Annotated in this window: 23 protein-coding genes and 1 tRNA gene; 5 read left to right on the forward strand and 19 right to left on the reverse strand. The window is 69.5% G+C overall.

What is annotated here, in order from left to right; all coding sequences use genetic code 11:
* The first annotated feature begins 4 nt into the window (after positions 1–4).
* From VAPA_RS00500 to VAPA_RS00510, 3 genes are all read left to right on the forward strand, one after another.
* Positions 5–466: an RrF2 family transcriptional regulator gene (locus tag VAPA_RS00500; RefSeq protein WP_021004807.1), complete on the forward strand. Its 462-nt coding sequence runs from the start codon at positions 5–7 to the stop codon at positions 464–466.
* Positions 456–1,364 carry an NAD(P)/FAD-dependent oxidoreductase gene (locus VAPA_RS00505; protein ID WP_021004808.1) on the forward strand — a complete coding sequence of 303 codons (909 nt, stop codon included), beginning with the start codon at positions 456–458 and terminating at the stop codon, positions 1,362–1,364. Before VAPA_RS00500 ends, VAPA_RS00505 begins: the two co-directional genes overlap by 11 nt.
* A 54-nt stretch (positions 1,365–1,418) precedes the next feature.
* Positions 1,419–1,494: transfer RNA gene (locus tag VAPA_RS00510), tRNA-Gly, on the forward strand.
* A 58-nt stretch (positions 1,495–1,552) separates the two neighbouring features.
* Here VAPA_RS00510 and fahA read toward each other — a convergent pair.
* Genes fahA through VAPA_RS00545 form a run of 7 tightly spaced genes read right to left on the reverse strand, consistent with a single transcriptional unit; the run spans position 1,553 to position 7,749 of the window.
* On the reverse strand, positions 1,553–2,878 hold the full coding sequence (gene fahA, locus VAPA_RS00515; protein WP_021004809.1) for a fumarylacetoacetase: 1,326 nt from the start codon (positions 2,876–2,878) through the stop codon (positions 1,553–1,555).
* A gap of 19 nt (positions 2,879–2,897) precedes the next feature.
* Positions 2,898–3,704, reverse strand: a complete 807-nt coding sequence (locus VAPA_RS00520) for a cyclase family protein (protein ID WP_021004810.1) — start codon at positions 3,702–3,704, stop codon at positions 2,898–2,900.
* A 39-nt stretch (positions 3,705–3,743) separates the two neighbouring features.
* On the reverse strand, positions 3,744–4,541 hold the full coding sequence (locus VAPA_RS00525; RefSeq protein ID WP_021004811.1) for an ABC transporter permease: 798 nt from the start codon (positions 4,539–4,541) through the stop codon (positions 3,744–3,746).
* On the reverse strand, positions 4,538–5,308 hold the full coding sequence (locus VAPA_RS00530) for an ABC transporter permease (protein ID WP_021004812.1): 771 nt from the start codon (positions 5,306–5,308) through the stop codon (positions 4,538–4,540). The genes VAPA_RS00525 and VAPA_RS00530 overlap by 4 nt, the downstream gene beginning before the upstream one ends.
* The gene (locus VAPA_RS00535) at positions 5,301–6,083 is read right to left on the reverse strand and encodes an ABC transporter ATP-binding protein (RefSeq protein ID WP_021004813.1); all 783 of its coding nucleotides are present in this window, start codon (positions 6,081–6,083) and stop codon (positions 5,301–5,303) included. The genes VAPA_RS00530 and VAPA_RS00535 overlap by 8 nt, the downstream gene beginning before the upstream one ends.
* A complete protein-coding gene (locus tag VAPA_RS00540; protein ID WP_021004814.1) occupies positions 6,080–7,024 on the reverse strand; it encodes an ABC transporter substrate-binding protein in 945 nt (314 codons plus the stop codon). Before VAPA_RS00540 ends, VAPA_RS00535 begins: the two co-directional genes overlap by 4 nt.
* Positions 7,021–7,749: a TetR/AcrR family transcriptional regulator gene (locus VAPA_RS00545; protein ID WP_021004815.1), complete on the reverse strand. Its 729-nt coding sequence runs from the start codon at positions 7,747–7,749 to the stop codon at positions 7,021–7,023. Before VAPA_RS00545 ends, VAPA_RS00540 begins: the two co-directional genes overlap by 4 nt.
* A 99-nt stretch (positions 7,750–7,848) precedes the next feature.
* Here VAPA_RS00545 and VAPA_RS00550 point away from each other — a divergent pair, with 99 nt between their 5' ends.
* Positions 7,849–9,864: an acetoacetate--CoA ligase gene (locus tag VAPA_RS00550; protein ID WP_021004816.1), complete on the forward strand. Its 2,016-nt coding sequence runs from the start codon at positions 7,849–7,851 to the stop codon at positions 9,862–9,864.
* Here VAPA_RS00550 and VAPA_RS00555 read toward each other — a convergent pair.
* The 10 genes from VAPA_RS00555 to hydA form a co-directional block, all read right to left on the reverse strand.
* Positions 9,843–11,681 carry an adenylate/guanylate cyclase domain-containing protein gene (locus VAPA_RS00555; protein WP_230558939.1) on the reverse strand — a complete coding sequence of 613 codons (1,839 nt, stop codon included), beginning with the start codon at positions 11,679–11,681 and terminating at the stop codon, positions 9,843–9,845. The genes VAPA_RS00550 and VAPA_RS00555 overlap by 22 nt on opposite strands.
* 270 nt (positions 11,682–11,951) lie before the next feature.
* A complete protein-coding gene (locus tag VAPA_RS00560) occupies positions 11,952–12,680 on the reverse strand; it encodes a 2OG-Fe(II) oxygenase (RefSeq protein ID WP_021004818.1) in 729 nt (242 codons plus the stop codon).
* 86 nt (positions 12,681–12,766) lie between these two features.
* Positions 12,767–13,510 (reverse strand): 2-keto-4-pentenoate hydratase, encoded by a 744-nt coding sequence (locus VAPA_RS00565; RefSeq protein WP_041945962.1) that lies wholly within the window; start codon positions 13,508–13,510, stop codon positions 12,767–12,769.
* 29 nt (positions 13,511–13,539) lie between these two features.
* A complete protein-coding gene (locus VAPA_RS00570; protein WP_021004820.1) occupies positions 13,540–14,928 on the reverse strand; it encodes an amidase in 1,389 nt (462 codons plus the stop codon).
* A 7-nt stretch (positions 14,929–14,935) separates the two neighbouring features.
* Positions 14,936–15,976, reverse strand: coding sequence for a TRAP transporter substrate-binding protein (locus VAPA_RS00575; RefSeq protein ID WP_021004821.1), 1,041 nt, complete (start codon positions 15,974–15,976; stop codon positions 14,936–14,938).
* Positions 15,976–17,268, reverse strand: coding sequence for a TRAP transporter large permease (locus VAPA_RS00580; protein WP_021004822.1), 1,293 nt, complete (start codon positions 17,266–17,268; stop codon positions 15,976–15,978). Before VAPA_RS00580 ends, VAPA_RS00575 begins: the two co-directional genes overlap by 1 nt.
* Complete coding sequence (locus tag VAPA_RS00585) at positions 17,265–17,924, reverse strand: TRAP transporter small permease subunit (RefSeq protein ID WP_021004823.1); 660 nt, start codon at positions 17,922–17,924, stop codon at positions 17,265–17,267. Before VAPA_RS00585 ends, VAPA_RS00580 begins: the two co-directional genes overlap by 4 nt.
* Positions 17,925–17,935: 11 nt before the next feature.
* Positions 17,936–19,012 (reverse strand): TRAP transporter substrate-binding protein, encoded by a 1,077-nt coding sequence (locus VAPA_RS00590; protein ID WP_021004824.1) that lies wholly within the window; start codon positions 19,010–19,012, stop codon positions 17,936–17,938.
* A 175-nt stretch (positions 19,013–19,187) separates the two neighbouring features.
* The gene (locus VAPA_RS00595; RefSeq protein WP_021004825.1) at positions 19,188–20,021 is read right to left on the reverse strand and encodes an IclR family transcriptional regulator; all 834 of its coding nucleotides are present in this window, start codon (positions 20,019–20,021) and stop codon (positions 19,188–19,190) included.
* An 82-nt stretch (positions 20,022–20,103) separates the two neighbouring features.
* A complete protein-coding gene (gene hydA / locus VAPA_RS00600; RefSeq protein ID WP_021004826.1) occupies positions 20,104–21,531 on the reverse strand; it encodes a dihydropyrimidinase in 1,428 nt (475 codons plus the stop codon).
* Between the two features lie 126 nt (positions 21,532–21,657).
* Here hydA and VAPA_RS00605 point away from each other — a divergent pair, with 126 nt between their 5' ends.
* Positions 21,658–22,383, forward strand: coding sequence for a maleate cis-trans isomerase family protein (locus tag VAPA_RS00605; protein ID WP_021004827.1), 726 nt, complete (start codon positions 21,658–21,660; stop codon positions 22,381–22,383).
* Positions 22,384–22,419: 36 nt separating this feature from the next.
* Here the strand turns inward: VAPA_RS00605 and VAPA_RS00610 are convergent, their stop codons facing one another.
* Both VAPA_RS00610 and VAPA_RS00615 read right to left on the reverse strand, forming a co-directional pair.
* Positions 22,420–22,824 carry a phage holin family protein gene (locus VAPA_RS00610; protein ID WP_021004828.1) on the reverse strand — a complete coding sequence of 135 codons (405 nt, stop codon included), beginning with the start codon at positions 22,822–22,824 and terminating at the stop codon, positions 22,420–22,422.
* A 53-nt stretch (positions 22,825–22,877) separates the two neighbouring features.
* Positions 22,878–23,786, reverse strand: a complete 909-nt coding sequence (locus VAPA_RS00615; protein WP_021004829.1) for a LysR substrate-binding domain-containing protein — start codon at positions 23,784–23,786, stop codon at positions 22,878–22,880.
* Positions 23,787–23,913: the final 127 nt, after the last annotated feature.

Consider the following 23,913-nt stretch of genomic DNA (forward strand, 5'->3'; position numbering starts at 1 on the left):
TTGCATGAAAAGAGACAGCAAGCTTTCAGGCGTTCTCCACGTGCTGCTGCACATGGCCGAGATGAACGGGCCCATCACCTCCGAATCGCTGGCGGCGGCCATGCACACCAATCCGGTGGTAGTGCGCCGGCTCATGTCGGGCCTGCGCCAGGCCGGCTTCGTGAGTTCGGCCAAGGGCCACGGCGGCGGCTGGGTGCTGTCATGCCCGCTGGCCGCGGTGACCCTGGGCGACATCCACAACGCGGTCGGCTCGCCCGCGCTGCTGGCCATGGGCAACCGCACCGAAAGCCCCGGCTGCGTGGTCGAGCAGGCCGTGAACGCGGCGCTCGACGGCGCCTGCGGGGAGGCCGAGGCCCTGCTGCTCAAGCGTTTCAACAGCATCACGCTGGCGGATCTCTCGAAGGATTTTCATCGCCGCATGACGGGCGGCGGCTTCACTCGCAAGGACATCGAACATGCACTATGACGCTCTGGTCGTGGGCGGCAGCTTTGCCGGCCTTTCCGCTGCCCTGCAGCTTGCGCGCGCGCGAAAAACGGTCTGCATCGTCGATGCGGGCGCGCCGCGCAACCGCTTCGCCGCCGCTTCACATGGCTTCTTCGGCCAGGACGGCACGCCGCCCCTGAAGATGATTGCCGATGCGCGCGCCAAGGTGCTCGCGTACCCGAACGCCAGCTTCGTCGAGGGCCGCGTCGCGCAGGCGCATGCCGACGGCGCGGGCGGGTTCGCTGTTTCGCTCGAGGGCGGCGGCGCGCCGCTGTCGGGCAGCCGGATCGTGCTCGCCTTCGGCGTCGAGGACGGCTTTCCGGAGATCGAGGGCGTGCGCGAACGCTGGGGCCGAAGCGTGCTGCACTGCCCGTACTGCCACGGCTATGAAGTCGGCGGCCGGCGCCTGGGCATCCTGATCGAGCGGCCGCATGCGCCCGACCATGCGATCCTGTTCGCCGAATGGGGATCGGCCACGCTGTTCCTCAACGGCAACAACACGGTGGACGAGGAGACGCGCGCCAGGCTGCAGGCGCGCGGCGTGGCGATCGAGCCGGGCCGCATCGCGGCGCTCGAGGGGCCGTCGCCTGCCGAGCTCTCGGGCGTTCGCCTCGCGGACGGCCGGCGCGTGCCGCTCGATGCGATGTTCCTCGTGCCGCGCACGCGCCTGGCGAGCCCGCTGGCCGAGCAGCTCGGATGCGTGATCGACGAGGGCGGCTTCGGCCCGCTGATCCGCACCGACGCGATGAAGATGACCACGGTGCCCGGCGTGTTCGCGGCCGGGGATGCGGCCATGATGTTCCACAACGCCACGCTGGCTTCGGCCGATGGCGTGATGGCCGGCATTTCGCTGCACCGCGCGTCGGTGTTCGGCAACTGACCGAGGAGGGGAAGGAGGCCTGAAAAAACCAGGCTATAATCTGCGGCTCGAAATGCGGGAATAGCTCAGTTGGTAGAGCGCAACCTTGCCAAGGTTGAGGTCGAGAGTTCGAGACTCTTTTCCCGCTCCACATTTCATGCAAAAGGCCACCTCACCGGTGGCCTTTTCTTTTGGCGCGCCGGATGTCTTCAGCCCTTCGCGGGCAGCACCGTCCCTCGGCTTTCGCCGAATCCGATGCGCGCATGGCCCGGCTTCTCGCACCATCCGCGCAGCAGCACCGCATCGCCGTCTTCCAGGAAGCCGCGTTGCTCGCCGTTGGCCAGCGTGACCGGGTCTTGCGCGGCGCGCGTCAGCTCGATGATCGCGCCGGCTTCGCCCGGCCCCGGTCCCGAGATGGTGCCGCTGCCGAACAGGTCGCCCGGGTTCAGGCTGCAGCCGCCCACGGTGTGGTGCGCCACCATCTGCGCCACGCTCCAGTACTGGTGCCTGAAGCTCGTGCGCGACAGGCGCGAAGGCCCGCTCCCGTCGTTGCGCGCCTTCTCGCTTTCGAGCCAGACCTCCAGGCGGATGTCGATCGCGCCGCTTTCGCGGTTGGCGTGGCTGTCGAGATAGCCGAGCGGCTGGGGCTCGTTTGCGGGCCGCGTCCAGGCCTGGCGATAGGGCGCGAGCGCTTCCATCGTCACGATCCACGGCGAGAGGGTGGTCGCGAAGTTCTTCGCGAGGAAGGGACCGAGCGGCGCCATCTCCCAGAACTGGATGTCGCGCGCCGACCAGTCGTTGAGCAGGCAGATGCCGAAGATGTGCTCCTCCGCGCGTTCGAGCGGAATCGGTTCGCCGGCCGCGTTGCCTTCGCCGATCCAGATGCCGAGTTCGAGTTCGTAGTCGAGCCGCGCGCAGGCGTGGTACGTGGGTGCCCTGGCGCCCGGCGCCATCGTCTGTCCCATCGGGCGATGAAAGCGCTGGCCGCTGATGCCGATGGTCGACACGCGCCCGTGGTAGGCCGTCGGAATCCAGCGGAAGTTGGGCGTCACGTCGCCTTCGGGATTCATCAGGCGGCTGATGTTCAGCGCATGGTCGATGGAGGTGTAGAAGTCCGTGTAGTCGCCGATGCGTGCGGGCACCGTGTATTCGACCTCGGCTTGCGGCACCAGGCAGTCGCGCACGGCGTGCACCGTGGCCGGCGGCGCGTCGTCGCGCAGCAATGCGAACACCGCGTGGCGCAGCGCACTCCAGGCGGCACCGCCGAGCGCGAAGAAATCGTTCAGCGCCGGCAGCGCGGCGGCACGGGCCGCATCGAGCGCGAGTCCATCGAGCAGCTGGCGCGCGGAGAGCGCGGCCATGTCGAGCACCTGGTCGCCAATGGCCACGCCGCCGCGAAACGGCTCCGGGCTGCCCGTGCGGCGGAACACTGCGCAGGGCAGGTTCTGGATCGGAAAGTCGCTGCCCGCGACGTTGGCCGATGCGACCCAGCTCCTGGCACCGGCGTCGTGCGTGTGGTTGAGCGCTGCAATCATTGGCTTGGCCTCTCGCGTTTCAGACCGACGCCATCAGCGCATCGTCGAAGATCGCCACCGCGCGCGTCCAGCCGGCCGACGCGCCGCGGATCTTGTGCGGAAAGCAGCTGATGAAGAAACCCGTGGGCGGCAGCGCCTCGAGGTTGTGCAGCTTCTCGATGTGGCAGTAGCCGATGTCGCGGCCGGCCTTGTGGCCTTCCCAGATCAGCGAGGCGTCGTGCGTCTCGCCGTATTTTTTGGCCGTGTGAACGAAGGGCGCATCCCAGCTCCAGGCATCGGTGCCCGTGAGGCGCACGCCGCGCTCCAGCAGGTACATGGTGGCTTCGTAGCCCATGCCCGCACCGGCCGCCACGTAGTCGGGATGGCCGTAGCGCGAGCCCGCGCGCGTGTTCACCACCACGATCTCGAGCGGGCTCAGCGTGTGGCCGATGCGCTTGAGCTCGGCCTCGACGTCGCCGGCCGTGACCACGTAGCCATCGGCAAAGTGGCGGAAGTCGAGCTTCACGCCGGGCTGGAAGCACCATTCGAGCGGCACGTCATGAATCGCGATGGCGGGCTTCTTCTCGCCCAGCGCCTTGTCCATGGTCGAGTGAAAGTGATAGGGCGCATCGAGATGCGTGCCGTTGTGCGTCGAAAGCTGCACCAGCTCCACGGCCCAGCCTTCGCCGTCGGGCAGGTCTTCTTTCTTGAGGCCCGGAAAGAAGGGCTCGATCTGCTCGTAGGTCTGCTCGTGCGTGAAGTACTGGATCTTCGGCGCGAAGGCCGGCGGATCGGACAGCACATCGTTTTCGAGAAAGATCGAGAGATCGACGAACTTGCGTGGCATGGCGGGGCTCCTTGTGGAATGGGGATGTAAGGGGCGGCTTCAGGGCTGCTGCCAGCGCAGCAGCCGCTTCTCTGCAAAGGCCAGCAGCGCGTTGCTCGCGAAGCCGATCAGCCCGAGCAGCACGATGCCGGCGAAAAGATCGCTGGCGCGAAATGCGCGCGCGGCCAGAAGAATGGCCTGGCCCAGGCCGCTTTGCGAGGCGATCATTTCGCCCACCACCGCGACGATCAGAGCGATGGTCAGCGCAAGCCGCATGCCGGCCAGGATGTCGGGCATGGCGTTGGGCAGGCCCATCTTCCAGACGAAAGCCGCGCGCGACATCTGCAGGCAGCGCGCCACTTCCGAAAGCCGCGGCTCCACGGCCGCGAAGCCGTGCACCGTGGCCAGCAGCACCGGCCACATCGCGCCGAAGGCCACCACGAACAGCACCATGCCGGGGTTCAGACCGAAGATCGAAATCGCAAGCGGCAGCAGCGCGGAGGCGGGCAGGGGGCGAATGAATTCGAGCGTCGGCTGCACCCACGCGCGCACCGCGGGCGACACGCCGATGGCCGCGCCCAGCAGCACGCCGAAGAGCGAGGCCAGCAGCCAGCCCTGCACCATGCGGCCGACCGTGGCCTGCGTGAAGGCGAGCAGCTCGCCGTTGCCCGAGCCGCCCGAGAGGTTGAGGCCTTCGAGCAGGCTTGCGAAGGTGGCCTGCGGTGTCGGCAGGAACACGCGGCTCACCCAGCCCGCGTTGCTCGCCATCCACCACAGCGCAATCAATGCGCAGAGCACGGCGAGCGAGCCGAGCCGGTTCATGAAGATGCCAACCCGGCCGCGGTCATTGCCGTTCATGGCAGCACCCCCATGCGTCGGGCCACCACGCGCTGCAGCAGCACCATGCCCGCATTGACCGCAAAGCCCACCACGCCGATCCAGCCCAGCCACGCAAGCATCAGCGCGGGATCGAAGCTCTGCTGCGCGATCATCATTGCGTAGCCCATGCCGTTGGGATTGGCCGCAATCTCCACCGTGACGGCCACCACCAGCGCCACCGCCACGCCCAGCCGCAGCGCCACGAACAGGCGCGGCGCGATGGCCGGCAGCACGATCTTGAAGGCGCGCTCGCGCGACGAGAGACCCAGCACGCGGCTCACCTCGAGCAGCCGCGGCTCGATCTGCTGCACCGCCGACTGCACCAGCACCAGCAGCGGCCAGAAGGTGGCAAAGGCGACGATGGCCAGCTCCATGCGCACGCCGAATCCGAAGGTCAGCATCGCGAGCGGAATCAGCGCCACCGAGGGCACGGGCCGCAGCACCTCGATCGAGAGCGAGCCGAGCTGCGCCGCGCGGCGCGAGAGCCCGAGCACCAGGCCCAGCGCAATGCCGAGCACCGCCCCCAGCAGCAGGCCGAGCGCGGCCGTGCCCAGCGTGAAGCCCGTGGCCTGCCACAGCGAGCCGTCGAGCGCCGCACCGACGAAGGCCTTGGCGGCCGCGCTCGGCGGGGCAAGCGCATCGCTGCCCAAGGCGGCCGCGCGCCGCGCATACCACTCGAAGGCGCCAACCAGCAGGGCCGGAAAGACCCACGGCCGCAGCCAGCGCAGGAGGCGGCGTTCAGTCATGGCCCTGCTCGATGAAGGCGAAGAGCTCACGGCGTAGCTGCAAATACTCCGGATGCTCCTTCGTCGTGAGCTGGTCGCGCGGGCGCGGAATCTTCACGTCGATCATCCGCGCCAGGCTGGGCCGCCCAGGCCCGGGGTTGGCCTGCAGCGCGATCACGCGGTCGCCGAGGTAGATGGCCTCTTCGAGATCGTGCGTGACGAACAGCACCGTGAGCCCGTCGTCGCGCACCAGCCGCGCGAGCTCGTCCTGCAGGCTCTGGCGCGTGAGCGCATCGAGCGCGCCGAAGGGCTCGTCCATCATCATGAGTTCGGGCTTCTGCGCCAGGCAGCGGGCAATCTGCGCGCGCTGCTGCATGCCGCCCGAAAGCTGCACCGGAAACTTCTGCGCATGCTTCGCAAGCCCCACCTTGCCCAGCACCTCGGCAATGCGCGGAGCCCGCCCGGCCGCGGGCACGCCGGCCGCCTCGAGCGCGAGGCTCACGTTGCCTTCCACGGTGCGCCAGGGCAGCAGCGCGCGGCCGTAGTCCTGGAACACGAAGGCCACTTCGCGCGACGGCTCGCTCATCTTCACGCCGTTGCGCCGCACCTCGCCGGCGCTTGCCGCCACCAGCCCGCTGGCCGCGCGCAGCAGCGTGGTCTTGCCGCAGCCGCTCGGGCCCACGATGCAGACGAACTCGCCGCGCGCCACGTCGAACGAGGTGGGCGACAGGATATCGCGCCCGCCGAGCCGGATCGCGACGCCGTCGAAGCGAAGGAAGTCGGCGGCCGTGCTCACTTGGCGATCAGCTTCGCAACGTCGATGGAGGTCTTGAGCATGTCCTGGTCCTTCATCAGCCCGACCCAGTAGCCCAGCTGCTTCTCGTTCACCGTGGCACCGGGCGGCGAGATCTGGATCTTCGCGAGCACCTCGGGCGGCAGCTTGATGTACTTGCCGATGGCCGCGCGCACCCGGGCGTCGTTCTTCGGCTGCTGCATGAAGCCGGCGGCCTCGACCAGCGACTCGCGGAACGCGCGCGCGGTGGCCGGGTTCTTCGCCACCCATTCGCGCTTGGCCGCATGCACGATGGTCTGGTTGTTCTCCGGCAGGAACGTGGAGTAGTACGAGGCCACGTAGCCCGCGCCGCTCTCGGTGATGCGGCTCATGAACGGATCGGCCGACACCACCGCGTCGACCGAGCCGCCGCGCAGCAGGTCGGCATGCTGTGGGAACGAGGCCTCGACGAAATTGACCTTGCGGTAGTCCACGCCGCTCTCCTTGAGCCAGGCGCGGAAGGTCACGTGCAGGAACGCGCCGAGCCCGGGCACGCCGATCTTCTTGCCCACGCAGTCCTGCGGGTTCTTGATGCCCGAGCCGGCGCGCGCCACCAGGCCGAAGCCAGTGATCGTCTTCGACGTGAGGCCGCCGCCGGCCACCAGCACCAGGTCGAGCCCGCCGTCCACTGCCTGCAGGAACACCGAGGGCGTGGGCCCGCCGATCTGCAGCGAGTCGGACTGCAGCGCCGCGGGAATGGTGGAGTTGAGCGGAATGAACTTGAGCTCCACGTCGAGGTTGCGCTTCTTGAAGTAGCCCTCTTCGGCCGCCACGAAGACCGAGGCGAAGTCGGACACGGCCGTGTAGCCGAACACGATCTTCGGGTTCGATTGCGCGCGCGAGGGCAGCGCCGTGGCGGCCGAGGCAGCGGCCAGCGCCGACAGCAGGGTGCGTCGTTTCATCATGTCTTCTGTCTCCTGGGGGTGGTTTTCTTCTGCGGGGCCTTGGGTCGCGGCAGCGCGGCGCGCAGCCCGCCGACGATGAAGTTCACGAGCATCGGCGCCGCGGCCGGGTCGCTGCGCCGGTTCTCGCCGCGCGAGAGCCGTTCGATGCGGCTGTCGTTCAGGTGGTGCAGCAGCGCCCCGAGCGAGAACTGGTAGCCCCAGGCGGCCTGCCCGCGCGTGGCATGCGGCAGCGCGACGTGCAGCGCGTCGATGTAGGCCTCGGCCAGCGGATCGAAGTAGCCGCGCAGCACGCGGTCGGCTTCCTCGGTGGCGTGATAGAGCTCGCGCGCCACCAGGAGCGCGTAGTACTCGCCCTCGGCACTCGCGCGCAGCGCCAGCACCGGCCCGGTGAAGGCCTCGATGATGCGCGGCAGCGTGCGCGCGTCGTCGGGGTCGTTGTTCACGGCCCTGAGGCCCGCAAGCCGCTCCTCGATGCTGTGGCTCCAGTGCTCGAAGATCGCGTGGAAGAGCTCGTGCTTCGGCCCGAAGTAATAGCCCACCAGCGCCAGCGGCACGCCCGCTTCCTCGGCGATCTGGCGGATGGTGACCGCGTGGTAGCCGTGCTGCGCAAAGAGCTTTTCCGCCGCCAGCAGGATGGCGTGGCGCCGATCGGGCCGGGCCGCTTCGGCGGCGGTGGCCGCGGCCCGGTGGGCGCTTCGCTTGGCAGGCTGGGTGCGGGTGTTCATCGGGCGTATTGAACGTCTGTACAAAACTATTGAACACACGTACAAACCCTGAGGTCAAACCCGATTGAACGGCACGGAACGCGGCATTACGCTCGACCCATGCCCGCCCCCAACATTCCCCAGATCCGCCTCTACCAGGACTGGCTGCGCGACCAGCGCGGCCTGTCGTTCGATACCTACGACGCGCTGTGGCGCTGGTCCGTGACCGACCTCGACGCTTTCTGGCAGAGCATCTGGGACTACATCGGCATCGCGTCGCCCACGCCGCACACGGCGGTACTGGCCGACGACCGCATGCCCGGCGCCAGGTGGTTTCCGGGCGCGCAGGTCAACTATGCGCGCGAGGTGCTGCGCCATGCCGACGCGGCCCATGCGGCCGGCATGGCCGCCATCGTGAGCGACAACGAACTGGGCGAAGTGCGCGAGATGCCGTGGCCCGAGCTGCGTCGCCAGGTGGCCTCGGTCGCGCTCACGCTCAAGTCATTGGGTGTGCAGCGCGGCGACCGCGTGGCCGCCTACTTGCCCAACGTGCCGGAGACCATGGTGGCGTTTCTCGCGTGTTCGAGCATCGGCGCGGTGTGGAGCGTGTGCGCGCCCGACATGGGCACGGCCGCCGTGGTCGACCGCTTCCGCCAGATCGAGCCCAAGCTGCTGATCGCCGCCGACGGCGTGCACTACGGCGCCAAGCCCATCGACCGCAGCGCGGTCGTGCAGGAGCTGCGCGATGCGCTGCCCAGCGTGCAGAAGCTGCTGTTGCTCAGAACGCCGCATGCCGCGCAACAGCTCGTCGCCGATGCCGACTGGCAAGGCGCCATCGCGCGCAGCGATGCCGAGGTGGCGGCCTTCGAGCCCGAGTGGCTGCCCTTCGACCATCCGATCTGGATCGTCTATTCGAGCGGCACCACCGGCCTGCCCAAGCCCATCGTGCACGGGCAGGGCGGCATCATCATGACGATGTATGCCTGCGGCCTGCACAACGACATCGGCGCGAGCTACGGCGCCAACAACTTCGACGAGCGTTTTCACTGGTACAGCTCGACCGGCTGGGTGATGTGGAACTGCCAGCTCGCGGGCCTGGCCTTCGGCGCGACCATCGTCATCTACGACGGCCACCCGGCCGGCAGCAAGGAGAAGCCCGACTGGGCCGTGCTGTGGCGCTTTGCCGCGAAGCACCGCATCAGCTTCTTCGGTGCCGGCGCGGCCTACTTCACCAACTGCATGAAGGCCGGCGTGGTCGCGGCCGAGTGCGGCGACCTGTCGCGCGTGCGCGCGCTCGGCAGCACCGGCTCGCCGCTGTCGGAAGAGGTGCAGCGCTGGGGCACGGCGCAGCTGCTGGCCGCGGGCGCCGACAGCGTGTGGTGGTGCAACATCTCGGGCGGCACGGATTTCTGCGGCGCCTTCGTCGGCGGCAACCGCGAGCTGCCCGAAGTGCCCGGCCAGATGCAATGCCGCCAGATCGGCCATGCGGTGGAGGCCTGGAACGAGGACGGCAAGCCCGTCATCGGCGAAGTGGGCGAGCTGGTCTGCACGCGGCCCATTCCGTCGATGCCGCTGTACTTCTGGGGCGACGAAGGCAATGCGCGCTACCTGTCGAGCTATTTCGACACCTACCCGGGTGTCTGGCGCCACGGCGACTGGATCAGGATCGGCGAGGACGGCGGCTGCATCATCTACGGCCGCAGCGACGCCACCATCAACCGCCAGGGCCTGCGCATGGGCACCAGCGAGATCTACAGCGCCGTGGAGGCCCTGCCCGAAGTGCTCGACTCGATGGTGGTCGATCTCGAATACCTCGGCCGCGAAAGCTACATGCCCCTGTTCGTGGTGCTGCGCCCCGGCGTGGCGCTCGACGACGCGATGCGCGCGAAGATCAACAACGCCATCAAGACCTCGCTCTCGCCGCGCTTCGCGCCCAACGACATCTTCCAGGTGGCCGAGATCCCGCGCACCCTCTCGGGCAAGAAGCAGGAGCTGCCGATCAAGAAGCTGCTGCTGGGCCAGCCGCTCGAGAAAGTGGTCAACCGCGAGGCCATGGCCAACCCCGGCTCGCTCGGCTGGTACGTGGAGTTTGCCGCGCGGCGCGCCGGAGCCCCTCAGGGCATCAGCAGTTCGTAGAGCACCATGCGCGTCCGGCGGCCGCGCAGCGCCACCCGCTCGTCGATGCGGCGCGTCTGCAGCCGGCCCTTCAGGCCCGCGAAGGTGACCTCCGAGACCAGCGTGTGCGTGCCCAGCTGCTTGTTGATGCCCTCGATGCGGCTCGCCACGTTGACCACGTCGCCCAGGGACGTGTAGGACAGCCGGTCGTTCGAGCCCAGCACCCCCGCGATCGCCACGCCGGTGTGGATGCCGATGCGGGTGCGGAATTCGGGCAGCCCGTCGGCGTGCCATTTGCGGTTGAGCGCGCCCATCTCGATGTGCAGCTGCAGCGCGGCCAGGCAGGCGCGGTACTCCGCGTCCTTCAGGTCCGCGGGCGCGCCCCACAGCACCATGATGCCGTCGCCCATGAACTTGTCGATCACGCCGCCGTAGCGCGCCAGCACGCGGGTCGCAAGGTTGAAGTATTCGGTCAGCATGCGCACCAGCACATTGGCTTCCATCGACTCCGAGATTCGGGTGAAGCCCTCGATGTCGGTGAACATCACGGTCATGCGCCGCGGCGAGCCGCTGGGCGCCAGCGCCCGGCCTTCGGCCACGAGCTGGCTGATGACGTCCACCGGCACGAACTTGCTGAACGCCCGCAGGCTGCGCGCCGACTCGTCCAGCGACTGGTCGAGGTGCTGGATCTCCAGCACGCGGCTCGGCTCGCGCGGCAGGTTGTCGAGCTCCAGCAGGCCGATGCGGCGCGCGATCTGCGAGAGCTTCTCGACCGGCGACGTGACCAGCCTCGACAGCTGCAGCGACACGAACAGCACCGCCGCGAGCAAGGCCAGGCCCAGCAGCAGCCACCACAGCACGGCGCGCCGCAGCTCGCCCAGCACGAAGTCCTCGGGCACCCAGCTCACCAGCTGCCAGCCGGTGGAGGGGATCGGCGAGGCCTGCGCGAGGTGAGGCCGTCCGTCGTGGTCGAACGCGAAGGCCGCGCCGCCGGCGCTGCCAGCCGTGCCGTCGCTCAGCATCTGGTCGTGCAGCGCGCCCAGCACGCCGGGCTGGTCGCTGCGCGCCAGGACCTGGAAGTCGGCGCCCAGCACGGCGCTGTCGCCGCGGCCGTCGCTCGCGAACAGCCGCACGAACCGCGAGAGCCGGCCCAGCGAGACGTCGCCGCCCACCACCAGCAGCCGGGAGCCGCCTTCGGCCGCGCGGCGCTTGCTGGTCAGGGCGTAGGTCACGCCCAGCTCCTGCGTCGCGGCGAAGGTGTAGGGCGCGGTCCATACGGGCCTTTGCATCTGGCGGGCCTGCTGGTACCAGCGCTGCAGCCGTGGGTCGAAGCTGGTGCGGAAGGACTCGATGCGCTGCGTGGCGAAGCGCTGCTGCGCGTCCACCTCGGGCGCGGGCGGCAGCTTGTACTGCCATGTTTCGATGGCGAGTTCGCCGGCGCCCGCGCCGCGCGCGATGCGCCGGATGGCCGGCACCGGGTGGCGCAGCGCCATCAGCATCTGGCCCGTGTCGTCGGCCACGTAGAGGCTGTCGAGTTCGGGCGACTGTTGCAGCAGGGTCCAGAGAAGTTCCGCGGTGCGCTGCGCATGTTCGCCTGCGGGACCGCGGCTGGGCGCAGCGGCCAGCGCACCGACCGTCGACTCGGTCTTGGCGAGTACGGCGAGCATGTTGTCCTCGGTGCGGTGGTGGTTGGCCGCGTGCGCGGAGGTGCCGATCTCCGCCACCAGCCGCTGCGAGCCCCAGTAGCCGAGCGTGGCCAGCAGCAGCGACTGCGTCAGCGCGACGGCACTCACGATGGTGCTCACGTCGACCCTGAAGCGGCGCGAGAGCCGCGCCACGGCCGCGGAAAATTTAAAAAAAGGGCGAGAGGCGGCTTTCCGCCACATCCGGGGGCCCGGACGAGTTCTTCTTTTTCATACAGCTCCCTGTCGACCACTCGAACGCACCCGCGGGCGTCACGTCGGGCCGCGGATCGCATCCGGCCGCTCGCTGCTCCGATCGTTTTTGTTGTCGGAAATCCTGGTGAGCACCCGGGGTGCAGGGCGGATTTTGCGCGACTTCGGGCCGCGCGCGCCATGGCACGGTCGTGCGCCGAGCCCCGGAGTTCGCTAGCGCGCGTCGTGGAAGATGATTCCCAGCGTGTGCCGCCGCCCCGAGCGCAGGCGGCTCACGCCGTGGCGCATCGTGACGCGATAGCTGCCGCGCGTGCCCGCCACCGGCCGCTGGTTGACCGCGAAGATCACCGCCTCGCCCTGCGCGAGCGACACCACCTCGGCGCGCGACTGCATCCGCGGGCGCTGCTCGGTGAGCACGAATTCGCCGCCCGTGAAGTCTTCGCCCGGCCGGCTCAGCAGCACCGTGAGCTGCATCGGAAACTGCAGGTCGCCGTACAGGTCCTGGTGCAGGCAGTTGTAGTCGCCTTCGCCATAGCGCAGCAGCAGCGGCGTGGGGCGCAGCTGGCCCGCCGCATGGCAGCGTGCGAGGTATGACGCGTGGTCCGCCGGGTAGTCGGCCGGCTGGCCCATGGCGGCGGCCCATGCGTTCGCGAGTGGCGCCAGGCGCTCGTACAGCGCGCTGCGCCAGGCCGCGATCGAGGTGGGAAGCGGGTTGGCGAAGTACTGGTACTCGCCCTGGCCGAAGCCGTGGCGCTGCATCACCACGCGGCTGCGGAAACGGCCGGGCTCGTCATAGAGCGTGGCCAGCGCGGCGCATTCCTTCGGGCTGAAGAGCACGCCCGTGGTCGCGCAGCCGCGCGTGGCAAGCTCGGTTTCGATGCAGGGCCAGTCGAGGGCGCGGGCGATGTTTGCGGGAGAGATCGTGGCGGGAGAAGTCGGCATGCCGAAAGTGTGCGGCCGGCGCGGCCGCGGCGCTCGCTGTTTCCGGACATGGGTTCCGGCCGCGCCGCGATGCCCGCGAAGGAAGGTCAGAACGAGACGGCCACGGGCGCAAGCTCGCCGATCTCCACGCGCACGGCCGTGCCCGCTGACGCGAACAGCATGCCGGTGCACGAACCGCTCGTGACGATCTGGCCCGCCTTGAGGCCGGTGCCGCGCGCGGCGCAATGGTTGGCAAGCCACACCAGCAGCGCGCCCGCATCGGGGCTGGGATGTTCGCCCACGGTGTGCGCGACGGTCTGCCCGTCGAAATGCAGCGCGGCCTTGGCGCGCGTCAGGTCGAACCAGGCCGGCGCGAAGGGCTGGCGCTGTCCCAGCACCAGCGCGCCGTGGCTCAGCAGGTCGGCCAGCTGGGCGTTGGCATCGGCGCCGAACCAGTCGGCCAGGCGGGTCTCGACGATCTCGATCACCGGGAGCACCGATTCGACGGCGCGTGCCAGGTCGGCCAGCGTGTAGGGCGCGGCACGCGGCGGCAGGTCGGTGCCAAGCTGGAAGCCGATCTCGGCCTCGATGCCGCGCAGCCGCCATGCCGGGCCTTGCAGGCGTGCGCCGTCGGGCAGCAGCCCCGCGGCCGGCAGGGGCGCGCAGGTGGGCTCCAGGCCGGACGCGCGCGCGCCGACCTTCCAGCCGCCGACCGGGCCGATCGCCGCCAGGGTGGCGTCCTGGATGGCATAGGCCTCGCCGCGGCTCGCCGGCTGCAGCAGCGCGGAGGGCACGCGCCGGCCGTCGCGCCGCGCGAGGTACAGGGCATGCGCCGCGCTGGCCGGGGTCAAGCCCCCGGGCGCTGGCGCCGCTGCCGTCGTCACAGGGTGGGAAAGCGCTGCCACGGATGGGCGCGTTCGAATTCGCGGGCCAGCGCCAGCAGCGCGTCGTCGCCTCCTTCGCGCGCGACCAGCTGCAGCCCCACCGGCAGGCCCTCCGCAAAGCCGCAGGGCAGCGCGATCGCGGGCAGGCCCACGGCATTGACGAAGCCGGCGAACACCGCATGGCCGCGCGGGCCGACCTCGCGGCCGTCGATGCGCGGCGGATGCGTGTCGGCGGCGGGCCAGGGCAGCGCCGCGGTCGCGGGGGTCAGCAAGAAGTCGTGCTGCTCGAACAGGCCCGCGAGTTCACCCCGCAGGCGTTCGGCCTCGAACAGCAGCTCGAACAACTCGCGCGCCGAGGCGGCGCGGCCGGTCCCGGTGTTGGCCTGCATCGCGGGGCCGAACAGCGCGGGGTCGAAGGGGCGGGGCGAGAGCTCTTGCGGATGGTCCACCAGCCAGGCCAGGCCCACCTGCGCGAGCAGCGGCCAGCGCTGGTTGACTGCCTCGGCCAGCTCGAAGCGCGGCAGCGTCGTGACCTGGTGCCCGAGCGCGGCCAGGTTGTCGGCCGCGGCATCCACCAGCCGCGCGATGCGCGGGTCCACCGGGTGGTCCGCGAAGCGCGGCAGGTAGAGGATGCGCGCGGGCCGCGGCGTGGCCGCTTCATGCGGTGCGTCGGCTGCGGCGCGCGGCGCGATCGCCCGCATGACCGCGGCCACGTCGTCCACGCAGCGCGCCATCGGCCCCACCACCTCGAAGTCGAGAAAGATCGGCGGCAGCCCGTCGCCGCGCCGCACGCGGCCGCGCGAGGGCTTGAGCCCGACGAGGTTGGTGTGCGATGCGGGCCGGCGGATGGAGCCGCCGCCATCGGTGCCCAGCGCGATCGGGCAGCCGCCCGCGGCCACCAGCGCCACCGCGCCGCCCGAGGAGCCGCCGGGCGTGAGCGCCGGGTTCCACGGATTGCCGGTGGGACCGAAGACCGGGTTGCCGGTGTAGCCCTGCATCGTGAACTCGGGCACGTTGGTCTTGCCGAAGATCACCGCGCCGGCTTCGCGCAGCCGCGCCACCGGCAGCTCGTCGCGTTCGGCGACGAAGCCGGCCAGCGCGCGGCTGCCCCAGTGCGTGGGCAGGCCGCGTACCTGCAGGTTGTCCTTGATGGTGGCCGGCACGCCATCGAGCGCGCCGATCGCACGGCCTGAACGCCAGCGCGCGGTGCTTTGCGCGGCGGCCTTGGCCGCGCCTTCGGCATCGAGCACGACCAGCGCATTGAGCCGCGGGTTCACTTCGGCCGTGCGCGCCAGGCAGGCCGCGAGCGCCTGTTCCGGCGTGAAGGCGCCGGCGCGAAAACCATCGGCGAGCTGGGCCGCCGTGAGTTGCCAGAGTGCTTTCATCGTGCGCTTACCTGAGGCCCACCACCGGCGCGACGACCTGCTTCCAGGTGGCCGAGCACTTGTCGTAGGACTTGTCGCAAACCTCGGCCCACAGCGGCAGCGAGACCGCGCCGACCGCGTCGCGCACGAGCTTCTGGTCGGCCGGCTTCACCGGCACTTCCTTCATGGCGTAGCGCTTGCCGAGCTTGCACGGCTCGCGCCCCACGTTGCAGCGCGAGGCGTCGTCCCACAGCTCGCGCGAATAGGCCCAGGTGTCGGTCTCCAGCTTCTGGAAGGCGGCCGCCATCCTGGCTTGCTGCTCGGGCGGCAGCGCGTTCCACTTCTTCAGGTTGATGGCGTAGGCGACGATGTGGATCTGGAAGCCGATCGGCATGACGTGCGTGGTCACCTCGGGCCAGCCGGCCGAGTTGGCGGAGCTCGGCCCGGTGATCGCGCAGTCGACCACGCCGCGCTCCAGCGCCTGCTGCGTCTCGGTGAATGCAAGGGCCACCGGAATGCCGTCGAGCCGCTCGATGAAGCGCGCGAGCGACTGGTCGCTGACGCGCACCTTCTTGCCCTTGAGGTCGGCCAGGCCCGCAATCGGGGTCTTGCAGAACATGATCTGCGGGCCGAACGGGTAGGTGCCCAGCAGCTTGGCGCCGTGGCGTTCCTGCAGCCGCGTGTCGAGCGGCGCGCGGTAGGCATCGACCACCTTGCGCGCGGTGTCGTAGTCGGTCGAGAGGCCGACGATGTCGGGGCCGAGCAGAAACGGGTCGTCGCGCGAGACCTGCGCCAGCCGCAGCGCCACGATGTCGAACAGCCCCGACTTGACCACGCGCAGGCCGTCGGCGTCCTTCATGCCGAGCACGTCGAGCGGCTTGTACTCGGCATCGATCGGCAGCCCGGTGTTCTTTGCGAAGTTCTCGAAGAAGGGCTGCTCCTTGTTCTGCTGGATCTGGCCGCCGGACACCAGGCTGCCCGCCACGCGCAGCCGCGTGTTCTGGGCCGGCGCGGGCAGCGCCAGGGCGAGGGCGGCCGCGGCAACGAGGGCGAGCTTGAGTTTCTTCATCACATGTGGCCCGGCAGCCAGGTCACCAGCTGCGGCACGGCCAGCAGCAGCAGGGTGAACAGGATCATGATCAGCGCATAGGGCAGTGCGCCCCAGATCGCGTCCTCGATGCCGCCCTTGTCGGGCCGGATGCCGTGCACCACGAACAGGTTCATGCCCACCGGCGGCGTGATGAGCCCCAGCTCGCACATCAGCACGATGAAGATCCCGAACCAGATCGGGTCGACGCCCAGTGCAGTGGCGATCGGATAGGTGATGGGAATGGTGGCCACCTGCATCGACAGCACGTCCATGAACATGCCGAGCACCAGGTAGAACACCATCAGCGCGAGGATCAGCCCCGTGGCCGACAGGCCCAGGCCCGAGACCCACTTGGTCATGGCCTCGGCCACGCCGGTGAGGCTCACCGTCAGGTTCAGCACGAAGGCCGCCACCACGATGAGCAGGATCATTCCGCTCACCCGCGCTGTCGAGACGAAGCAGTTGCGCATCAGCTCCCAGCTCAGCTTGCCCGAGTGCAGCACGAAGCCCAGCGCCGCAATCACGCCCAGCGCGGCGCTTTCGGCCGCGGTGGCAATGCCGAAGTAGAGGCTGCCCATGACGATGCCGAACACCACTGCCGGCGGCACCAGGTGCACCAGCGCGCGGATGCGCTGGTCCAGCGGCACCTTGGCCTCGCGCATCGCGTTGCCGCTCGCCAGGCTGGAGCCCGCGATCCAGAGCATGAAGAAGCCGGTCAGCAGCAGGCCCGGGATGATGCCCGCGATGAACAGCTTGCCGATCGAGTTGTTGGTGAGGGAGCCGTACACGATCATGTTCACGCTGGGCGGAATCAGGATGCCCAGCGTGCCGCCGGCGGCCAGGCTGCCGAGCGAGGCGCGCATGGAGTAGCCGCGCCGCTGCAGCGAAGGCAGCGCCACCGTGCCCACTGTGGCGGCGGTGGCCACCGACGAGCCTGAGGTGGCTGCGAACAGCGCGCAGCTGCCGATGTTGGTGTGCAGCAGCCCGCCGGGCAGGCGGCCGAGCCAGGCCGACAGCGCAATGTACATGCGGTCGGCAATGCCCGAGCGCAGCAGCAGCTCGCCGAGCAAGACGAACAACGGCACCGAGGTCAGCAGGTTCTCGTTCTGCACGCCCCAGACCACAGGCGCGATCGAGTCCATGAAGGGCGCGCCGTAGGCCGCAATGCCGCCGACGATGCCCACCAGCGCCATCGACACGGCAATCGGCATGCCGACCAGCATCATGCCGAGCATCGCGAAGAAGGCGAGTCCTATGACGAGCAGGTTCACGGCTTGTCTCCTTCGCCGGGCTGCGCGGCCTGGCGCACCGCGAGGTCGTCCAGTTCTTCCTTCAGCTCTTCCTTGGCGCTCTTGGGATGGAAGTCGGTGTTCAGCGCCGCGATGTTGCCGCTGAGAAGCAACTGGGTGGCGCGCAGCGCGAGCCCGCAGGCCACGAGCGCGAAGATCACCAGCCCGCCATACCAGACGCCCTGCGGAATGATCAGCGGCGTGGCCCACGGCGTCTGCGCGGTGCTGCGGTAGGCCATGGTGTCGCCGATCACCTTGAACGCCACCCAGCCGATGAACACCGCGAGCGCCGCCAGCGATACCGCCGAGAGCCAGTTCAGCAGCGCCTGCACGCGGACCGGAAACCTCTCGTGGAACACGTCGACGCGGATGTGGTTGCGCCCCAGCAGCGCCAGGCTGAAGGCAATGGTCGAGCCCACCGCGAGCGCATAGCCGCCGAGTTCGTCCGCGCCCTGCAGCGAGATGTTGAACAGCTTGCGCGCGGCGGTTTCGATGGTCACGATGACCGACAGGCCAAGGAAGATCGCGCCGAAGATGGTGGCCAGCACCGTCTCCACGCGCGTCTTGAAGTCGACGCGCCGCGGCGCGGCCGGCGCTTCTTCAGGCGACGCGGCGGTGGGCTGCGGCCGCTCGCTCATGGCCGCGCTGCTCACTTGAGCCCCAGCACCGGCGCCACGGTCGCCTGCCAGCCCTTGGAACAGCCCGGGTTCGACTTGTCGCAGACCTCGGCCCACACCGGCAGCGACACCTTGCCGACCGCGCCGCGCACCAGCTCGAGGTCGGCCGGCGTGACCGGCACGTCGACCAGCTTGAACTTCTTGCCGGTGGTGCACGGGTCTTTGCCGGCATTGCAGTTCAGCGCGTCGCGGAACAGCTCTTCGGAGTACTTCCACACCTCTTCGGTCAGGCCGTCGAAGGCCGCCTTGAGCTTGGCCTGCTGGTCGGGCTTGAGCGCGTTCCACGACTTCATCGTCATGCCGTAGCCGTTGAGCGCCATCTGGAAGCCGATGGCCAGCTGGTGGGTCGTGACTTCGGGCCAGCCGGCCGAGTTGGCCGAGCTCGGCCCGGTGATGGCGCAGTCGACCACGCCGAGCGACAGCGACTGGTGCGTGTCGGCGAACGACACCGGCACCGGCGTGCCGCCCACCATCTCGATGAACTTGGCCAGGTTCTGGTCGTACACGCGCACCTTCATGCCCTTGATGTTGGCCAGCGAGGCAATCGGCTTCTTGCAGAACAGGATCTGCGGGCCGAAGGGCCACACGCCGAGCAGCTTCACGTTGAACTGCTGTTGCAGCCGCGCATCGACCGTGTCGAAATAGGCCTTGGCCACCTTGCGGCCGGTAGCGTAGTCAGGCGCGGCGCCCACCAGGTCGAGGCCCAGGATCGTCGGCTCGTCGCGCGAGTTCTGCGACACCCGCAGCGAGACGATGTCGAACAGGCCCGCCTTCATCACGCGCAGCTGCTCGGTGTCCTTGATGCCGAGCGTGTCGATGGGCTTGTAGTCCACATCGATCGGCAGGCCGGTGCGGGCGGCGAAGTTCTCGAAGAAGGGCTGTTCCTTGTTCTTCTGGATCAGCCCGGTGGCCAGCGGCTGGCCGATGGCTTTCAGCTTGATCCGGTCCTGCGCCTGGGCGGTGGGAAGGGCGAGCACCGTGGCCAGCGCGAGCACGAAGGCCGCGGCGAACGGTTTTGAAAAGGGCTTGGCAAGAGGGCGCATCGGCATGATTTCTCCTGGGAGGGCAAAGGTGGGCGGATCGGCAAGGCGGCAATGGAGGAGGCCATTGAACCGCGCCGCAAGGCACGCGCGCGGAGTTTTCCGCGCACCGGGAACGGCAGAAAAAATCGTTGCGGATCAAGCACTTGGCGTTGCGCGCCGGTGGAAGACGCGCGGCCGGCGGCTACTTCAGGCGCCCGCCGTAGGCCGCGGTGATCTCGTCGGCGGCGCCGCGCACCGTGGCGCCGAGCTGCGCGAAGTCGGCCGCCTTGATGCGCTGCGTCGGCCCCACCAGCGAGATCGCGCCGAAGGGCTGGCCGTGCTCGTCGCGGATGGCGGCGGCAATGCAGCGCAGGCCCACGGCGTTCTGCTCGTCGTCCACCGCATAGCCCGCCCGGCGCACCTCGCCCAGGGTTTCGTGCAGCCGCGACGCGCGCGCAATGGTGTTGGGCGTGAGCTTGGGCAGGCCGTAGGTGCGCAGGTACTGCAGCACGTCGTCCTCGGCCATGGCGGCCAGGATGGCCTGCCCCATGGCCGTGCCGTGCAGCGGCGCGCGGAACCCCGGCTTGCCGATGGCGCGCATCAGCTCGCGGCTTTCCACCTGCGTGACGAACACGATGTCGCCCAGGTCGGCAATGCCCAGGTTGATGCTTTCGCCCGAGCTGTCGCGCAGCCGCCGCATCACCGGCAGCGCCAGGTGCGCGATGCGGCGCCGGCGCCCGAAGGCCGCGCCCACCGAGAAGCAGCGCACGCCCACGTACCAGAGGCTGGTTTCGCGGTCGAACTGGACGAACTGGCGCTGCTCCAGCGTGGTGAGCAGGCGGTGCGCGGTGGACGACGACAGGCCGCTGCGCGCCGCGATGTCGACCAGGCGGTAGCCCTCGTCGTCGTCGGCCAGCAGTTCGAGCAGCTGCATGGCCCGCGTGAGCGACTGCACGGTGCCGTCGCCGTCGCGGTCGATGCGCGTGACCTTGCCGGCGGCCTTGGAGGAGGAGCGGGGGGAGCTGCTGTCCGTCATGACGAAATCCTTGCAAGTTGCACGCCACCCCGCGGCCGGCCGGGTCGGCATCGGCGGCCGCCGGCACGCCCAATTCGCCCGCTCAGCCGCGCCGCCGGGGCTGCAGCGTGGGCGCGCCGCATGGCAGGAAGCGCCCGTGCCCGGTGCGGCCGGTGAAGGTTGTGCCGTCCCACACCACCTCGCCGCGCGCCAGCGTCATGGCCGGCCAGGCCGACAGATGCATGCCTTCATAGGGCGTGTAGTCGACATCGTGGTGCAGCCGTGCATTGCCGAGCACGAACTCGCGCTCCTCCCAGATCACCAGGTCGGCGTCGCCGCCGACCGCGATGCTCCCCTTGCGCGGGTGCAGGCCGTAGGCCTTGGCCGGGTTGGTGGCGGTGAGCTCGACGAACTTCTGCGGCGTGATGCGCCCGGCCATCACCCCTTCGGACCACAGCAGCGCCATGCGAGTTTCCAGGCCCGGAATGCCGTTGGGAATATGGCGAAACCCGACCTCCTGGCCGCCCGGCTTCTTGCCCTGGGGGTCGTCGAAGCGAAACGGCGCGTGGTCGGACGAGAACACCGTGAAGAGGCCATCGTTGAGCCCGTCCCAGATCACCTGCTGGTTGGCCTTGTCGCGCGGCGGCGGGCTGCACACGCACTTGGCGCCCTGGTAGCTGTCGTCGATGCCCAGGTCTTCGGCCGTGAGGAAGAGGTATTGCGGGCAGGTCTCGGCGAACACGCTGAGCCCGTGCGCACGCGCCCAGCGGATCTGCTCGACCGCCTCGCGGCCCGACACGTGCACGACCAGGATCGGCACGTCGACCAATTCGGCCAGCGCAATCGCGCGGTGCGTGGCCTCGCGCTCCACCAGCATCGGCCGCGCATGCGCGTGGTAGCGCGGCGCGGTGCGCCCGGCCGCTTCGAGGCGGCGCGTGAGCCATTCGATGCAGTCGGCGTTCTCGGCATGGATCATGGCCATGGCGCCGTGCGCGCGCGCGACGTCGAGCACGTCCAGCACCTGGCCGTCGTCGAGCTTGAGGTCGTCGTAGGTCATGTAGATCTTGAACGAGCTGTAGCCCTCGCGGATCAGCGCCGGCAGCTCCTCGCGCAGCACCGTGGGCGTCGGGTCGCTCACGATCAGGTGAAAGGCGTAGTCGACATGCGCCTGGCCTTCGGCGCGGCGGTGGTAGTCGTCCACCGCCGCGCGCAGCGACTGCCCCTTGGCCTGCGCCGCGAAGGGAATCACCGTGGTGGTGCCGCCGCAGGCCGCGCTGCGTGTGCCGCTGGCAAAGCCGTCGGCCATGCGCATGGGGGCGGGCATCGGCTGGTCGAGGTGGCAGTGGGCATCGACGCCGCCGGGCGTCACTGCCCGGCCGGCCGCGTCGATCTCGCGCGCACCGCCGGCCAGCGCGAGGCCGAGCTGCACGATGCGCCCCTCGCGCACCCCGATGTCGCAGTGGAAGGTGTCGCTGGCCGTGACGGCCTGCGCATTGCGGATCACCAGGTCGAAGGCCGAGTGGGAGCTCATGGAAAGGCGTGCCTCATTTTTTGTCAACAAAAGGTATTGAATATTGTCGACATAATCATCAACAATCAAGCGGCCCGGAAGCAGTGATTACGCGGATGCCGGCCATCCGCACACAAAAGGAAACCCATGACGCGCCCCCTTCGCCTTGGCGTGCTCACGCCCTCGTCCAACACCGCGCTGGAGCCGCTGACCGGCACCCTGGCCGCCTGCGTGCCGGGCTGCAGCGCCCATTTCTCGCGCTTCAGGGTGACGGAGATCTCGCTCTCGGCCGCGGGCCTGGGCCAGTTCGACGACAGCAAGATCCTTGCCGCCGCCGAGTTGCTGGCCGATGCGCAGGTCGACGTGATCGCCTGGAGCGGCACCTCGTCGGGCTGGCTGGGCTTCGATGCCGACCGGCGCCTGGTCGAGCGCATCCGCGAGCGCACCGGCATCGCCGCCACCACCGCCGTGCTGGCGCTCAACGAACTGCTGGCGCTGCGCGGCGTGAAGCGGCTCGGGCTGGTGACGCCCTACACCGCCGACGTGCAGCAGCGCATCGTCGACAACTACCGCGCGCTCGGCATCGAGGTGGTGGCCGAGCGCCACCTGGGCATCCGCGTGAACCACGACTTCGCGCTGGTCGAGCCCGCGCAGCTGATGGCATCGATGCGCGAGGTGGCGGCCGCGCGGCCCGAGGCCATCACCACCTTCTGCACCAACCTGCACGCCGCGCCCCTGGCCGAGGCGTTCGAGGCCGAAACCGGCATCGCGCTGCTCGACACCGTGAGTACCACCGTCTGGGGCCAGCTGCGCGCCGTGGGGGCCGATCCGGCGCAGGTGCGCGGCTGGGGCGCGCTGTTCGGCTGGCGGTGATGAGCCCGGCTCAGGCCCGGGCTGCGGGGCCTACACCTACAGCCACTTGCCGCTGCCCGTCGGCATCTGGATGGTGGTGGCGGGGTCGCCGCTGTTCACCAGCGAGTCGATCGCAATGCTCAGCAGCGAGATGAAGATGCTCGCGAAGAAAGCGGTCCAGAAGCCCGAAAGCTTGAATCCGCGCACCAGCGCGGCCACCAGCATGATCATCAGCGCGTTGATCACCAGCAGGAAGAGGCCGAGCGTCAACAGCGTCAGCGGCAGCGTGAGCACGATCAGGAGCGGCTTCACGACGGCATTGGCCAGGCCCAGCAGCAGGGCCGAGATCACGAGCGCGGAAGTGCTCTCGAACTTGATGCCGCGGAAGATCAGGCTGGCCACCCACAGCGACAGCGCGGTGATGGCCCAGTGCACGAGAAAGGGAGCGAGGTTGTTCAGCATGGTGAGGGGCGCAAGGCGTGCGCGATGGTGCGGACCATCATATCGGCACTGTCTTAGGCGGCGCGGCGCTGCGCCTCGGCCAGCAGCCAGTCGCTGAAGAACTTCAGCAGCGGCCGCTGGTCGGCGCGCTCGGGCGTCACGAGGTAGTAGTTGCGCTCGCCCGACAGCGGCCGCGCGCAGGCCACCACCAGTTCGCCGCGCGCGAGTTCGTCGGCCACCAGCATCGTGGGCATCAGCGCCACGCCCAGGCCGTGCGAGGCGGCCGCGGCCAGGATGGAAAACAGCTCGTAGCGCGGGCCGCCGCGCGCATTGGGCGCATCGACCTGCTGCGCGTCGAACCATTGGCGCCAGCCATCGGGCCGCGTGCTCTGCTGCAGCAGCGGCATCTGCGCGATGGCCGCCGGCGTCACGGCCCTGCCGCGCGGCAGCAGCGACGGGCTGCACACCGGCACCACGTCCTCGTGCATCAGCATGAGTGCGCGCGTGCCGGCCCAGTTCTCGACCTGCGCGGGCGTGCCGGCATACAGCGCGGCGTCGAACTCCGCATCGGCAAAGAGAAAGGGGCGGGTGCGCGTCTCGATGTGCACCACCACGTCGGGCTGCAATGCCGCGAAGCCCTTCAGGCGCGGCATCAGCCAGCGCGTGGCAAAGGTGGGCACGGCCGCCAATGAGAGCGAGCCGCCTTCGCCCTGGTGCGCCATGGCGTCGAGCGTGTCGCGCTCCATGGCCTCGAGCCGCTTGGTGATCTGCCGCGCATAGGCCGCGCCGCTCGCGGTGAGCGCCACGCCGTGGCGGGTGCGGCGGAACAGCGCCACGCCCAGGAAGGCTTCGAGCGTGCCGATCTGGCGCGACACCGCGCTCTGCGTGAGCGCGAGTTCCTGCGCGGCGCGCGTGTAGCTCTCGTGGCGCGCGGCGGCGTCGAAGCACACGAGGGTCTGCAGGGGCGGGATCTTGCGGCGCATGTATGCCGGTAGTGTATGACTGGGCGGACGCCGTCACCAATGGAAACGTCTTGCCAGGCGGGTGCCAGATGTGCGCAAGGCGCATATCTGGGTGAGGATTCATCGTTTGCGCCCGGGCCCCCGCATG

Origin of the sequence: Variovorax paradoxus B4 (genome assembly GCF_000463015.1) — a bacterium.
Classification (GTDB): domain Bacteria; phylum Pseudomonadota; class Gammaproteobacteria; order Burkholderiales; family Burkholderiaceae_C; genus Variovorax; species Variovorax paradoxus_E.